Source organism: Pseudobdellovibrionaceae bacterium (assembly GCA_023898385.1).
Taxonomy (GTDB): Bacteria; Bdellovibrionota; Bdellovibrionia; order Bdellovibrionales; family UBA1609.
Map to the genome: position 1 here is coordinate 1,688,196 of CP060220.1, position 13,377 is coordinate 1,701,572.

Below are 13,377 nucleotides of genomic sequence, written 5' to 3' on the forward strand. Positions count from 1 at the left end.
GCGGCGAACATCGGGACATTTTTCTTAGAGCTACGAGTTGTATACGCCAAAAGATTTTGATTGAAATTTAGCAATCCACACGCGATGGCAATCTTGATGCGGACGTACTTGTGGCGCCGTAGTTTTGTCGACATTTTTTAAGCCCTTTGATGGTCTTTTTTTTAGGAGGTCATGAATGACATTCAGAAAATACAACGGGCTTCCCCTAAAAACACTAGGGTGAGGATGTCGCGGTTAAATTTAGGTAACAGTATCGCTGTAAAACAACAGAGCCAGACAAAATTGTCTTAAAATAAGACGATTCTGCCCACAAATACTAAATTTTTGCGGTATACCGCAAAATAAAGCTAAATTAATTTCGAACCCCACCGATAAGACTTTAGGCTAAGTCACCGGATAGGTGGCATTTTTTATCGAACAAGGGTGATAACGCAATTGAAAAAAATGATGTTCGGAACGTATTTCAATCAGTCTGTGCTGCTTTACTCTGCAGTTTCACTTGTTTTTCTTCTTGGCTGTCAACTGGGTGACAATCAAATCCACGGCCGCATCAGTGGTGCTAGCGGGGCTGGTCAGTTTCAGCCCAGTTTTTTGATCAATGGCGGTAGCAGCTATGTGTCTGCGACCAGTGTAACTTTGCAAATCGAGCCCGATGGCGCAGTGGAATATTCTGTCCACCAAGACGCCTCTCAATGTGAGTCTACCCAGAGCTGGGAGCCAATCAGTGCTTCAGCCACAATTCCCCTTGAGCATCTTAATGACCTCGTGTCGGTTTTTATTAAATTTCGCACCGCCGACGGCCTTGAATCGACCTGCATTAGTCAATCAATCACTCATGACAGTTTGGAACCCCTTCCGCCAGATACTTTGACGTTCAATTTAAGCTCCAGCTTTGATGCGAGCACTACACCTGAACTAAACTTCTCGGCCGCCGCTGACCAAGGCAATGGCGATATTCATCACTACGAAGCTAGAATCGTTGCTGCCGATGGCGTCACTGAAGTGGAACCATGGGTCACTGTGGAGACAGGCTATTCATTTTCGGGCCTAACTAGTTTAACACCGGGCGATCGATATCTTGTCGAAGTTCGGTCTGTGGATAAGGCTGGTAATGTGAGCGCGGGAAATTTATCTGATATTTTCACTGATAAAATCATTGAGTCCCGAATAGAAGGCCTCACTGACGTTGTTCATGCAATCACCCCCGTAGATCTTGATGGCGATGGTGATTTGGATATTGTTTTGTCGGCGTACGACCAATACCTTTGGGCGGAAAATCTGGATGGCCTTGGAAAGTACAGCACATTTAAGCCTGTGAGCCTATTATCAAAAACTTACGGCGGAGCCGTCACAGTTTACGACTTTAATGGTGACGGCACCAAGGATGTGGTAGCACCCCTTAAAAACCAAATCGTTTGGTTTCCGAACCAAGTTGCAGCCTATGGTCGATTTTTAATGCCCGTCCAAATAGTCGACCTGCCGGAAGCTCCGTTTGCAATAGATATGGGAGACTTTAATGGCGATGGTCAGCCTGACTTTATTTATTTTTTAGCCGTGGCACAGGAACTAGGCTGTGTCCTCTCAAACAGTGACGGCAGCTATTCCACCCAACCGATCCATACCGGGTTCACGATATTTCCTTATAGCAATCCCATGATTGTGGATTTTGACTCTGATGGTGATTTAGATATTGTCGCCAATTTAGGATCTGACACCGTCTTGTTTCGCAACTCCGACGGACTTGGCGCCTTCTCGGGACCTGAAGTATTGGTGTCGGGCGCTCTCCAACTGGCCCACGGTGATCTCGATGGTGACGGTGACCCTGACTTTATTTCGTCATTGCGAGTTTACAAGAACAACGCCGGCACATTGGTACCTATGGCTGATTACGAAACAGTTAATACCTATTTTACAAACTATATAAGTCTCGTGGCTGATATGGATAGCGATGGCGATTTAGATTTTGTTACAAAAAGAGCTACGGGCAATAATCAGGTGCAATGGCATGAAAATACTGATGGCTTAGGCACGTTATCGGCAGGTGTCACTCTGGCCACTGAACTGATGGGCCAAGATATCGATGGCTTTAGTGTTCTTGATTATGATGGCGACCTGGATCTAGACGTTATAGTCGCTTTTGATGACCCATTTGATTTAGTCATGATTGAAAATACAGATGGCCACGGCGCTTTTGGACCGGCTGACTCTGTCACCAACCAACTCACTGGGGTCTATCTTCACGACGTTGTAGATTTTGATGCCGATGGCGACCTGGACATTATTGCATTAACCGGCACCAGTGTTGTTTGGGTTGAGAATACCGATGGTCAGGGTAAAATGAATGCCAATCACAATTTGGTATCAGATTATTTGCCGATACAAAAAAACTTGCGGGTTGTTGACATGGACGGCGACTCCGATTTGGATATCGTGACTGCTAGTACCAGTCAGATTTTTTGGTATGAGAATCTCAACCCTGGTTTCTCTGGCCGGATTGTTATTACTTCTGCGGTAAACAACCTAAAAGACTTTATCATTGCAGATATTGATAACGACAGCGATCCAGATATTTTTTCAGTTTCAGATGGCGATGAGAAAACCGCCATGTACCTCAATAATGGCGATGGAACATTTGGCTCGCAAAATGTGATCACCACGTCGTTAATAGACCCACTTTCACTACGACTGGAAGACATTGATGGCGACTCGGATTTAGATTTGGTTGTGCTAAAATATCACTACGTCAACTTTTCTACCCAACACAGAGGTGTCCATTGGATTGAAAATACCGATGGCGCAGGCACTTTTGGCACCATTCGCAACATCATGACTGGTCAGTTATGCATCAACAATACCAATATCCCTCACCCCGGATTGGAGTTTGCTGATTTAGACGGTGACGGCGACCTCGACATGGTTTGCTTTGGACTGGGTGCCAGTACGAATTCTTGGGTGAAAAACACTGACGGTGCTGGAACATTTTCAGCTCCCACGAGTTTGGGCTTCACCTCAGGGTTTTTAGAATCGTTGGATTTTGACAACGACGGCGACCTCGATTTGGTGGCTTTCAGAGCTTCAGGCCTCAATTGGTATGAGAACACTGACGGCCTGGGAACATTCGGAGGCGAAAACCTGATCTCTAGTGGGCTAATATCGTTGTCCTATCCCACCACAGCTGATTTTAACGGCAACGGAAAATTGGATCTCCTCGGCGTGGTCGGCAACCTATTCTCGCCCTACATTGTTCTTCGGTAGACCCTCGAATGATTTTTTACAATCAATATTCTCAAAATGATATAAAATGGACCATGACTCAATACCATGAATGTCAGCAGACAACGTGAAATCTCATTAATCTGGTGCCGACTCACCATGTCCACAACTGAATCTCAGTCTAATTTGGCTAGTACGTAAATTCTCAATTTAAAACAAAATCAAAAAAATCTCTATCGCACGCCTAAAACCTCTCAAGAAATTCCATATTTTTCCGATAAGACTTACGGCTGATTATTTATTTTACTAATTTTAAAAGGATTGAACTTGAGATGCAGAAATCTTAGATTCTTCACTTCTGAAGCTCAGCTGCCAAAAACTGGCCGCTGTTACCCAACAATGGTACGTTATGGAGCCCTGGTCCGTCTGCTCTTTTCGATGTTTTTCATTGCATCGACTTCTTGCCGTCTTGGTGACAACCGAATCTATGGAGTCATAAGATCGGATTCATTGCCGTCAACTCCGACAACACCTCTAGTTGTTGCAGCAGCACCTGCACAAATGGGGGTCGGAACTACAAATAATATCGCGCCTAGCGGTGGAACACCGCCATACACCTATGAAGTGGTTGCTGGACAGGCCACTGTGGATAGCAATGGTACTGTTTCATTGAATTGGGGCCTCGGTGACGTACAAATACGAATTACCGATAGCAGTGGCAACGAACAATTCTGGAACACAGAAGTGACGGGGGCAAAGCTCCATCCTGACGTGGTGATTGGCGGCGACCTGGATACCTACTATACGTGTGCCGCAACAAACAAGGTTTACTTTATTGGTGATGTGTATACTGACGGAATCAATGAACTCTTCGAATCTGATCTCAACGGCGGCAACTTTCGAAAGCTCAATCAGACTCTTGCCCCTGGCCAATCCGTATTACAATTTAGTCTTTCGCCAGACTGCAGCCACATCACTTATTCCGCCGACGACAATGGCGATGGCTCACGCGATGTGTTCACGCTGGACCTCTCTGGGGGGACGCCCGTAAATGTGAGTGCCTTAACCGGTACAGTTTCCACTTTTCCGCGATTTGCTGATAGTGGGGCAAAAGTTGTGTTTTTAGCCCAGTATTCAGGGCCCTTAAAATCAGTGGTGATGGCTGCTGTAGTTGGGGATGATGATAGCGCCTATGTACTCAATGGCCCGTTAGCGTCAGATAACCCTGGTGTTGATAACATCTTTATGCTGCCTGACGACCAGACGGTTGCCTACTGGGGCACACAAGATGACAACGCTAATAAAGAGCTCTTTACTGTGTCTATTAATGGAGGCGCCTACACAAATACCACAGCCCCCGGAACAGGTGATTGGGTTTTTTTCACCGGATACTCAGCTGGCGGCAATCGATTGGTCTACGGATCTAGCCAACCGGTGACCAATTGTTATCTTTATGGAGCCACGGCGGGAATCCAAGGCGCGATAGATCTCACCTCTCCAAGCGTTAACTATGCCTCACAAGTGGATTTCTCCTGCTCCCAATTTAAAATCAGCTCTGATGGAAATACAGTGATATATTTCGGAAAAGAATCGCCATCTAACCAATTTGCCCTTTACAAATCATCGACGACATCGACCGGTAGCACCCGCCTCACCCAACTAGAAACGGTGCCTTCATCCTATTCGGTCAACAGTTACGCATATTCACGGGACCAGTCACATGCCTATTTTGTCGGCAAACTATCAGGCGAGACTATAGGTCAACTGTACAAAGTTCCTTTAGCAGGAGGACCCTCAACTAAACTTACCAACTATGCATCGGGCACAGGGGTAACAAGTTTTCAGGAGTCAGTTGATCAAACAAAAATCGTCTACAAATTCAACACCGGATCAGGTCAGCACCTTTACTCGATGGATGTCGACGGCGGCTCGAACACGCCATTGATGAGCTCCGGAGACGTTGGTCAGTTGCAGATTACAAGTAGTAACCGAGTGATATTCTCACATCGACCGTCTACGTCGGGTTCATATGATCTTTATTCAGTGAACCTCGATGGCAGTGATATAAAAAAGATTTCAGGTGATGCCACATCAGGGGGGGGAATGCAATGGGGTACGGAATTTACAGTCTCCGCCGACGGGCTAAAGGTTGTTTATAAGTCAGACCAAGAAGTGGATGAGCAATACGAGATTTACGTAACTGGCGCTAAATAACGAGATCTTTGTAGGCATTCCGACCATTTTTTAGTCGTCGGGCAGACACCTGAATAATCCATTTCTAGTTTTCGAAAAACCAACGACGCAACCATCAACCGCTATTAATAATTCACAAGGGTTATTGGTGAAACACCGAACCATGGACCCACTTTACACTGCGGCTTAGGTCCGAATACGAAAATCAAACGTATCGTTACTCAACCTATATCTAGTTTGCCTGGATGGATCCGACCATGGTCTAAATGAAATTTTATTTTATCAGGTTTTTATCCGATACTAAGACTATGAAAAGGTTCTATCTATATATCGCACTTTTTCTAATTTACTTTGTTCCACACGAAGTATTTGCAAAGGTTTGTTCACACCTAGTGCAGCCCTACGAGCACACAATGCACATACTAAGGGTTTATGGGCATACTAGCCCAAACAAATCTACCCTTGATCAATTTAAAAAGCTCAATCGGGATTTAAAAAGCATCAACTACCTCATACCTGGTAAAATCGTGTTCGTTCCGGTAGCGAAAAAGTTTGGCGAAAACTTCCAGTGCTATAGCCGAATATTTGAAAATTATCCTGCCGTACAAGTGACTCCAGTTATACATGTGAACCTACCATCAAACGGTTATGGGACGGTGACGGCTCCGCCCCTGGCTAAACACTATGGCTCTGTGCAACGGCAATCCGCCTCCGCCAGCCCCCTCCCTGCACGCATGGCAGGTCCCATAGACGATTACAAACCCTTGGATTACTCTTTATCTGCCGAGTACTACCCCTCATTCGGCACCATCACGTCCATAGCAAAATCAGATAGTTCAAAGGCCACCGCAGTTTCGAACCTTAATCATGGTATTAACGTTACAGCATCACTATTCCCAAATGAAGATTTCACATATTCATTTAGCGGAGGGTACCAAGCGCATAGTTATGCTGAGTTCGAAAATCGAATTTTTGAAAATAGAAGTCACCAACTCACAAAATTGCACATTGGTGCGAGCTACAAAATCTCTGCCATTCACAGCATCTCAGGCCGTGTGGGAATCAAAACTAGTTTATTTTTAGTCCCAAATGACACCACCACCATTACAATGAAAAAGCTGTCTCAAAATGAAATGGTCGTAGGCTATGCCGCGAAATTGGATATTCTTAATGGATCATTTTATAACAATATTTTCCTTAAATACGATTTACCAGGGTCATCTGAACTAAATCCTGAAAATGGATTTGGGATAGAGTATAATAATAAATGGATAGGCATCGACCAGCACATTTATTTTGGTGGCCTATTCGAATATTTTTCGCAGGAAATTGCCAATTACTCGCAATCGACTGTGAATTACGGATTGTTGGTAGGCTATGAATACTAAGACCGCTATCAAAATCTCACTTATTTTTCTATGGACTCTTTGGACCGGTGCGTGCAATCCAGCCGGCACAGTCAGTACGGCGGATACATCTTATGGATCAAGTGAGTCTGCCGCACCCACTCCCGAACCACCAGATTACCCTGAACTCACCGGCACCATTGGAATCAGTAGTGACGCAAACAACAAGCAGGCTCCCACAACTGATTTTACGTCTCTCATTAATGATGATGCCGATCAGATGAATATCTCTTCTATTGAAATAGCTATCACGACAGAGACGGTCACTCCAAATAGCGATTTATCTGATGAAACCATTGGCAACGTACTCGATTGGACAGACATTACAAGCTCTCTGAACGGTGGCAACAGTGCAAACAACCACGATCCTGGAGATTGGAGCACCTTTCAACCTACCGAAGCGGGTCTGAGTCTCGATTTTGACGGCCTCGGCGATGGTACAATTGACGACCTCGCCGCAGGCACAGATTACTACATTTCCATCCGAGTCACCAACGAAGACGGCCTCACCTCAACCGTATCAACCACCCCCGGCTCTGGCTCCACTTCGAGCGCATGGAGCTTTAGCCCCCTTATTGATGGTCTAGCCCCTGTTCAGTCTTATGCAGAAAATACCAACTTTGGCACCTGGGCCACAAATACCGATGTTCTTGATCACATCTTTCAAGTCTCCTTCATCACCCCAGCATCAATGCCGGTATCAAGGACTCTTATTTTTGAATCTGGTGGCTCAGGCAAAGGTCAAGGGCTTTTAGTCGATGCCAGTGGTTACCTGGAGTTTCATTCAGGATCATCCACAGCTGCTGGATCGCCGCGAGTCACAAGTTCCCAACCCCTTTTACCTAATCAACAATATACAGTGATTATTTTTGTAGATAACGCCGCTGGGGATATTTTTATGTGGGTATCAACCCTAGCTGATGGCTCCCAGGTCAACCTTCCTGTTGACGTAGAAGATACGACCTATAATCAAACTGACCACTGCGGTACAGATGGAGGCGCCTATGGCCAAGCCACAAATGGCTCAACAGGCGGCGTCAGCTCTGGCACTTTTGCTGTATTTCCAGCAACCTACACATCAAACCTATTTATCTATAACGGTCGACCCTCTGGGTACTGATTGTGACAAAATAACCAGAGAGAAAGTTGCCGCCAACAGCGAATCCCCACATCCCCGCAAATCTTCTCCACCCACTTAAGGCTCTAAGAAGCCACCTTTCCTGGACAACACCAGTCGAAAAATTTAATGCTGGCCTTAGCGCTGCAATACCTAGTAGGAAGGCACGCACCCCACAGATCTAGAACGAGAGGGGCCATTTAAGGCTGACAAAAAGTGTCACTTTTTTCTCCATTGGACACTCCCCACAATCCCACTCAATTGAAGGCCCCACAACATACTCCCGGCTAGGGAACTCTTTTTGCAAAAACCAATGGAAGCTATTAAGAAAGTCCAAATTGGTAATACCGCCCCAGGAGGCCTAAGTGAAATTGACCGCTTTTCGTTGTCTCATATTTGCAGCATCTACTCTGGCGACAAGTGCCGCCTCCCTTAGGGCCATCGCCTCTGACATTACGGCACCCCCCTACGACCTCACTGATAAGTCTGCTATTGAACAGAGATTTGACGAAATCCTACCCAGCCATGGTCATGCTGTCGCCCAAATAGATCTCGGCGTTCAGACCGAAATCGAACTCTTTAATCAATCCCTGGCTTCCATGAAGGTCTTTCGATTGAATGCGCTTAACTTTCTGTCGGATGTAGTAAAAAAAGCGGATGCAGCTGAAGTGAGTGGTGAAGACTTTGTTCTTGATCAAGAATTTAGCCATCGCCTCATGGCTGGAAGTCGACAGATCTTAAACTATCGCTACGACATTTGGTCAACAATCAATAAATACCGTTCAATCAGTGATATACAAAAACATTCTAGACAAAAACTTTATATCAATGAAAAGCCTCCTTGGTTTGGATGGAAGACCGATAAAAAGTATGTTTTCGACACCAAAACTCCACGTGGAAAGCTTCTAATTAAAGAACTGTCTCTTGGCGTGGCAGCAGCTCTTTCACTTTACGATAATTACTTTTTGTTGATCGAATCCTTCGAGAACATTGGGTACGTAAGACGTCGACTCAATCATGGCGACCAGTCTTTCTCAATCCCATCGGATCAACTTGATGAAATATCAGATGGAATTCGAAGTTTCTCAAATCGGGCTGCGCTTCGCGACACTCTTGAAATGCTTGATTCTTGGGCTCAAGGAAAATCAAAAGAAGAACTTGAGCAAATGGGTGTCGCAGAATTAGTTGAAATTATTAATTCATCATTCTCGGCTTCGATTTTTCGAGCGAACCTGTTTGAACGATCAGCCATGATGCTTCAACACAGTCTTGACAAAGGATTTTTTAATGAATTGCGAGATGGTCGCATTGATTCAACAAATTCAATTACAAATTCTTTAAGCAAACTATTTGGCAACGCTGTCGGCCTCGTCGAATTCCGAAAAGGAAAACTCTTTAATGACAGCCACGTTACAAGTATGGTTCGCGGAAAACTCAAACCCCTTGATATTTTACTTGAAAAAACCCCCTTTCGCGTGACAGACCGATTTATACCTGGGCACTGGGGCCATGTGGCCATCTGGATTGGCAGCCTTGATGAACTAAAGAAGGATGGAACCTGGGATCAACTCACTAAGACAGAACAATGGCAGAGCATCCCCGCCGATCGCAAACAAACCATTGTTAAGAATTTGCAAGATGGACATGTAATATTAGAAGCGCTTCGCACTGGCGTTGAATTAAACTCACTGGAACACTTTCTAAATGTCGACGATTTTGTGGCCCTCAGAGTTAACAACGAAATGACAGAGAGTGATAAAGTTGAAACCTTAGCGCGAGCACTATCACATTTTGGCAAAGAGTATGATTTCAACTTCGACATTTCTACGACCAGCAAAATAGTCTGCTCTGAACTGGCCTATCAAACTTATTTTGGTGTGAAATGGCCTACAGAAAAAACTTTAGGTCGATATAATATTACGCCCGATCATGTGGCTCAGCTAGCCATTGAAGGGGTGCCGTTCTCAGTGGTTGATTTATGGCATGATGGGCTTCGAGTGTCTGGCACACAGACTGAATTAGACTACGCATTTAACTCATTGATGATCGATAGCACCATTCAATAGAGGATATCAGAATGACGGTTACAAAAAGAATCTCGTTTTCGCTTTGGAAAACCCTCTTAGCGGCAGGGTGTGCTTTTGTACTCATGCCACTGGCGCAGGCTCAAACACCTGAGAATGGCTCTTTTAATTTAGCGCCATTAAAAGAGTATTTTCAATTTGATAGCAAAAACAAGTCCATCACATATGATATTGTGCCTGAGTTCAAAACAAGTCTTGGTGAAGAGTACGCACTACGAAAGACAAAAAAGGCTTTCTCCACGGCCCTCAATCGCACGTTTAGCGAAGGAGCTCTCAATCAATTAAAAGGGCACCTGCAAAAAGCCTTCATCGAGGAGTTTGTCTACACTTTGCTGGTAATGAAGTTAATAAATAGCCGCACTCAGATTGATTTACATTTTATACCCAGGTCCGATTCAGCCAGTGACTTTTCGCCAGAATTAAGTAGCAATGATTTCGTCCACTTTGCCCGCCCCACGAAATTGTCTGAACAGATTAAATCGAACGCAAACACAGATTTGGAGACAACATTAAAAGAACTCTCAAAGTCTCACTCTATCAATGGGTACGTGGCTGGCGTGATCTCGCTGCAAGTAGACATTGCTGATGTAGATTTGTCTAACTTTAAGTCGCTGAAGGATCTTAAACATGGAGCCGTTAAGGGCATGGTGCGATTAAGAAAGTATATCATTGAGAACGCGACAACCCAAAGTGTGGATTGGAAACATGGCCATCTTTCTATATCAGAAATTGGCACTTCACCACGATCACTCGATAAAATCAGCACCGTGGATGTTCAATTGAATTTTGACTTAGGGCATCTCATACCCAAAGCCTCAACTATTAATGTTTTTCCTGGGCGGCTAGTTCCAGTGGAAACCAAAGAGAATTGGTGGTGGCCCATTTGGTCTTCATTACCTAAAGGTAAACCACTGTATTTTCAAGGCCATGTTTATGACGGCTTTTCATCAAAAGCCATGGGTGCATATTTAGATATGGTCAGCTATGATCTTAGACAAAAAACCGTCTCAACAAAATTGAGATCCTGGGGGCCGCTAGAAGATCAAGACAAACAACAACTACAGGGCCTCATCGAACGACAGATCCGACAATTGGGTTCAGAAATACTTGGCCTTGACAACTATCTTCCGTCACTGAGGCAACCATGAAAACATTGAATATTTTTTTATTTTTAAGTATTGCGATCTCGTCTTTTACCTCGGCAGCCCAAGTGCCTACGTTCTCGCTGCAAGATAGAATTAAGACTCAAGAATTTTTTAAAAAAAGCCACCCTATTCTATTTGGAAAGCCCGAGCTGCGAAGTGTAAAAGCATTCCAAGAGGCGCTTAAAATAGAAAAAGGCTTTTTAAAAAAATCGCATTGGTTGCGAGCCATTGCATTGATTGAAAAACTTGAAGATCGGGTCCCTGAGTCGATCCTACTTCCAATTGTTTACTGGCGCATTATCGAGCCGAGCTCGGCAAATTTAGAAACCACTCTTTCCTATTTAATGCTGTCAAAATTATTAATGCTTCGAGACAACATTGACGCACCTAATAGCTCCAGTAAAGCGGAAGCTTTAGCGGCTTTAGTTGAGGCATCGGGCGACAATCGTATACAAACGGCCAATATTTTTTCTAGAACCATGACCAGCGGTCTTATCCCCCAAATGGCTGCCCGGCTAGCGAAACTGAAAAAGGACGACGACTTTACCGATCAGGTGATAAACAATCGAATTGTCGGCTATCCGTTTGAGGACATCGCACCGCACATCACACCTTACTCTCTATCTCATCTGGGATACATTCCCGGCAACGAAGTGGAACTGGTCAGCGAAAACGATCAATCTCCAGAACGAGTGCAGTGGTATAATGATCGAATCATGTTTAATGGGGCTCAGCTGGACTGGAGCAAGCCTTACATGAAGATGCCCACCAGAGAAGAAATCGCCCGTTATGATCAAATTCCATCTGATTTGCGCCCACACATAGCTTTTGCCAAAGACCCAATCTTTATGAAGATTCGCGATATGATTGATTGCGCTGAGGATTCCATTTTTATCGATATATTTCTGTTTGGCGGCACTTTAGGGGGAACACTGGCTAAATACTTGATCGATGAAACAGTAAAAAAACGCGCTAAAAATCCCAAGTTTCAAACAATCATACTTCATGACTTTGCAACAAACTATAATATGAAAGATGAAATGATGCCTGTCTTTCGCTACATCCGCGATCGAATTAACGGCAAGTCCGCAGTACCCGGTGAGGCGGTTGTTCCAGCTGGTTCGCTAATTTTACTCCAAGCAAATATTCAACGGCATACCCCAGGAATACCCTTTGGTCTGTCTGAACTCATTGAAAAAAATGTCGATAATTTTAAAGAAATAGAAAAGAGAAACACCTACTACGAATCAAAAATTGACCACAGCAAAGTCATTGTCATTGACGGAAACACCGGGCGTGCAGAGGCCTATTTTGGGTCAAAAAACTGGACTGACCACAGTGGTGGGTACTATTACGACAACGCCCTTTGGATTAAAGGCCCGGCAGCAACATTGGTACAATACAGCTATTATGATGATATCGATGCTGCTTTGACCACAGATGAAGCTGAGCAAAAATGGTTTTTCTTTAAAGAAGAGGGCTTCGGCAACGAGAAATATATTGCCCAGAGAGATTCCATCTTAGCCTCTATTCAAATCACCTTAGACAATATTAAAACTGCTGGCGAAGATACTGTGCAGCTAACAGAAGCCAACGTCGACGGTCGGATTAAAAATACTCGAAATATGATCATCGACATGATCATAAAAGCGAAGTCACACATCTACATGGAGCAGCTGTTTATCTATGATAAATACATCAACGATGCATTTATCAAGGCTAAGATTCAAAACCCCACTTTGGACGTCCGCATTCTGGCCGACCATAATGGTAATTTTGGCATGAACGGGCTGCCAAATACCATTTTTATGGAAGAGCTCAATAAATATGGTATTCAAATCCGAGCTCGTCAAACTCAGACTATTCCAGTGACTTACCCTGATGGCAGCACCGGAAAATATCACCAGGAAAACCATAGGAAAATTATTTCTGTGGATGGTAAAACTCTGCTGGTTGGGTCTTCGAACATGAATCCAGATACTTTTCAAGGAAGCTTTAGAGAATTTGGCGCCCAAATGTTTAACCAACAACAGATTTCTAAATTTGAAAGAGACTTTTTGGGTGACTGGCAAGACTCTTCGAAAACCGAACCCTTTGACGTCGCAGGTAGAAAGTTAGTCGTGTTTGGCAAAGAACTCTCTGAAGAAACATCTTCTTTGATTAACTCCATTTTAGGCCAGATTCTGCGAGTGAAAGACCAACTTGAGTTTCGATAGAAG

7 protein-coding genes are annotated in these 13,377 nt (G+C 44.3%); all 7 read left to right on the plus strand.

Features of this window, described 5'->3' with window-relative positions; translation table 11 throughout:
- The first annotated feature begins 435 nt into the window (after nucleotides 1-435).
- The 7 genes from H6626_07520 to H6626_07550 all read left to right on the plus strand — a co-directional run bounded on the left by H6626_07520 (nucleotide 436) and on the right by H6626_07550 (nucleotide 13,374).
- Nucleotides 436-3,255 carry a VCBS repeat-containing protein gene (locus tag H6626_07520; GenBank protein ID USN46077.1) on the plus strand — a complete coding sequence of 940 codons (2,820 nt, stop codon included), beginning with the start codon at nucleotides 436-438 and terminating at the stop codon, nucleotides 3,253-3,255.
- Nucleotides 3,256-3,774: 519 nt separating this feature from the next.
- Nucleotides 3,775-5,427 carry a hypothetical protein gene (locus H6626_07525; GenBank protein ID USN46078.1) on the plus strand — a complete coding sequence of 551 codons (1,653 nt, stop codon included), beginning with the start codon at nucleotides 3,775-3,777 and terminating at the stop codon, nucleotides 5,425-5,427.
- 392 nt (nucleotides 5,428-5,819) lie between these two features.
- Nucleotides 5,820-6,794 carry a hypothetical protein gene (locus tag H6626_07530; GenBank protein USN46079.1) on the plus strand — a complete coding sequence of 325 codons (975 nt, stop codon included), beginning with the start codon at nucleotides 5,820-5,822 and terminating at the stop codon, nucleotides 6,792-6,794.
- Complete coding sequence (locus tag H6626_07535) at nucleotides 6,784-7,932, plus strand: hypothetical protein (protein ID USN46080.1); 1,149 nt, start codon at nucleotides 6,784-6,786, stop codon at nucleotides 7,930-7,932. The genes H6626_07530 and H6626_07535 overlap by 11 nt, the downstream gene beginning before the upstream one ends.
- 362 nt (nucleotides 7,933-8,294) lie before the next feature.
- Entirely contained in the window at nucleotides 8,295-9,995 is a 1,701-nt protein-coding gene (locus tag H6626_07540) for a hypothetical protein (GenBank protein USN46081.1), read from the plus strand.
- A gap of 11 nt (nucleotides 9,996-10,006) precedes the next feature.
- Nucleotides 10,007-11,161 carry a hypothetical protein gene (locus H6626_07545; GenBank protein ID USN46082.1) on the plus strand — a complete coding sequence of 385 codons (1,155 nt, stop codon included), beginning with the start codon at nucleotides 10,007-10,009 and terminating at the stop codon, nucleotides 11,159-11,161.
- Between the two features lie 341 nt (nucleotides 11,162-11,502).
- Nucleotides 11,503-13,374 carry a hypothetical protein gene (locus H6626_07550; protein USN48977.1) on the plus strand — a complete coding sequence of 624 codons (1,872 nt, stop codon included), beginning with the start codon at nucleotides 11,503-11,505 and terminating at the stop codon, nucleotides 13,372-13,374.
- Nucleotides 13,375-13,377 lie beyond the last annotated feature (3 nt).

Bases quoted from the DNA above. Each gene is read 5' to 3' on its own strand.
- H6626_07525 (USN46078.1), top strand. From the start codon at position 3,775: ATGGGGGTCGGAACTACAAATAATATCGCGCCTAGCGGTGGAACACCG.
- H6626_07530 (USN46079.1), top strand. From the start codon at position 5,820: ATGCACATACTAAGGGTTTATGGGCATACTAGCCCAAACAAATCTACC.
- H6626_07535 (USN46080.1), top strand. From the start codon at position 6,784: ATGAATACTAAGACCGCTATCAAAATCTCACTTATTTTTCTATGGACT.
- H6626_07545 (USN46082.1), top strand. From the start codon at position 10,007: ATGACGGTTACAAAAAGAATCTCGTTTTCGCTTTGGAAAACCCTCTTA.
- H6626_07550 (USN48977.1), top strand. From the start codon at position 11,503: ATGCTGTCAAAATTATTAATGCTTCGAGACAACATTGACGCACCTAAT.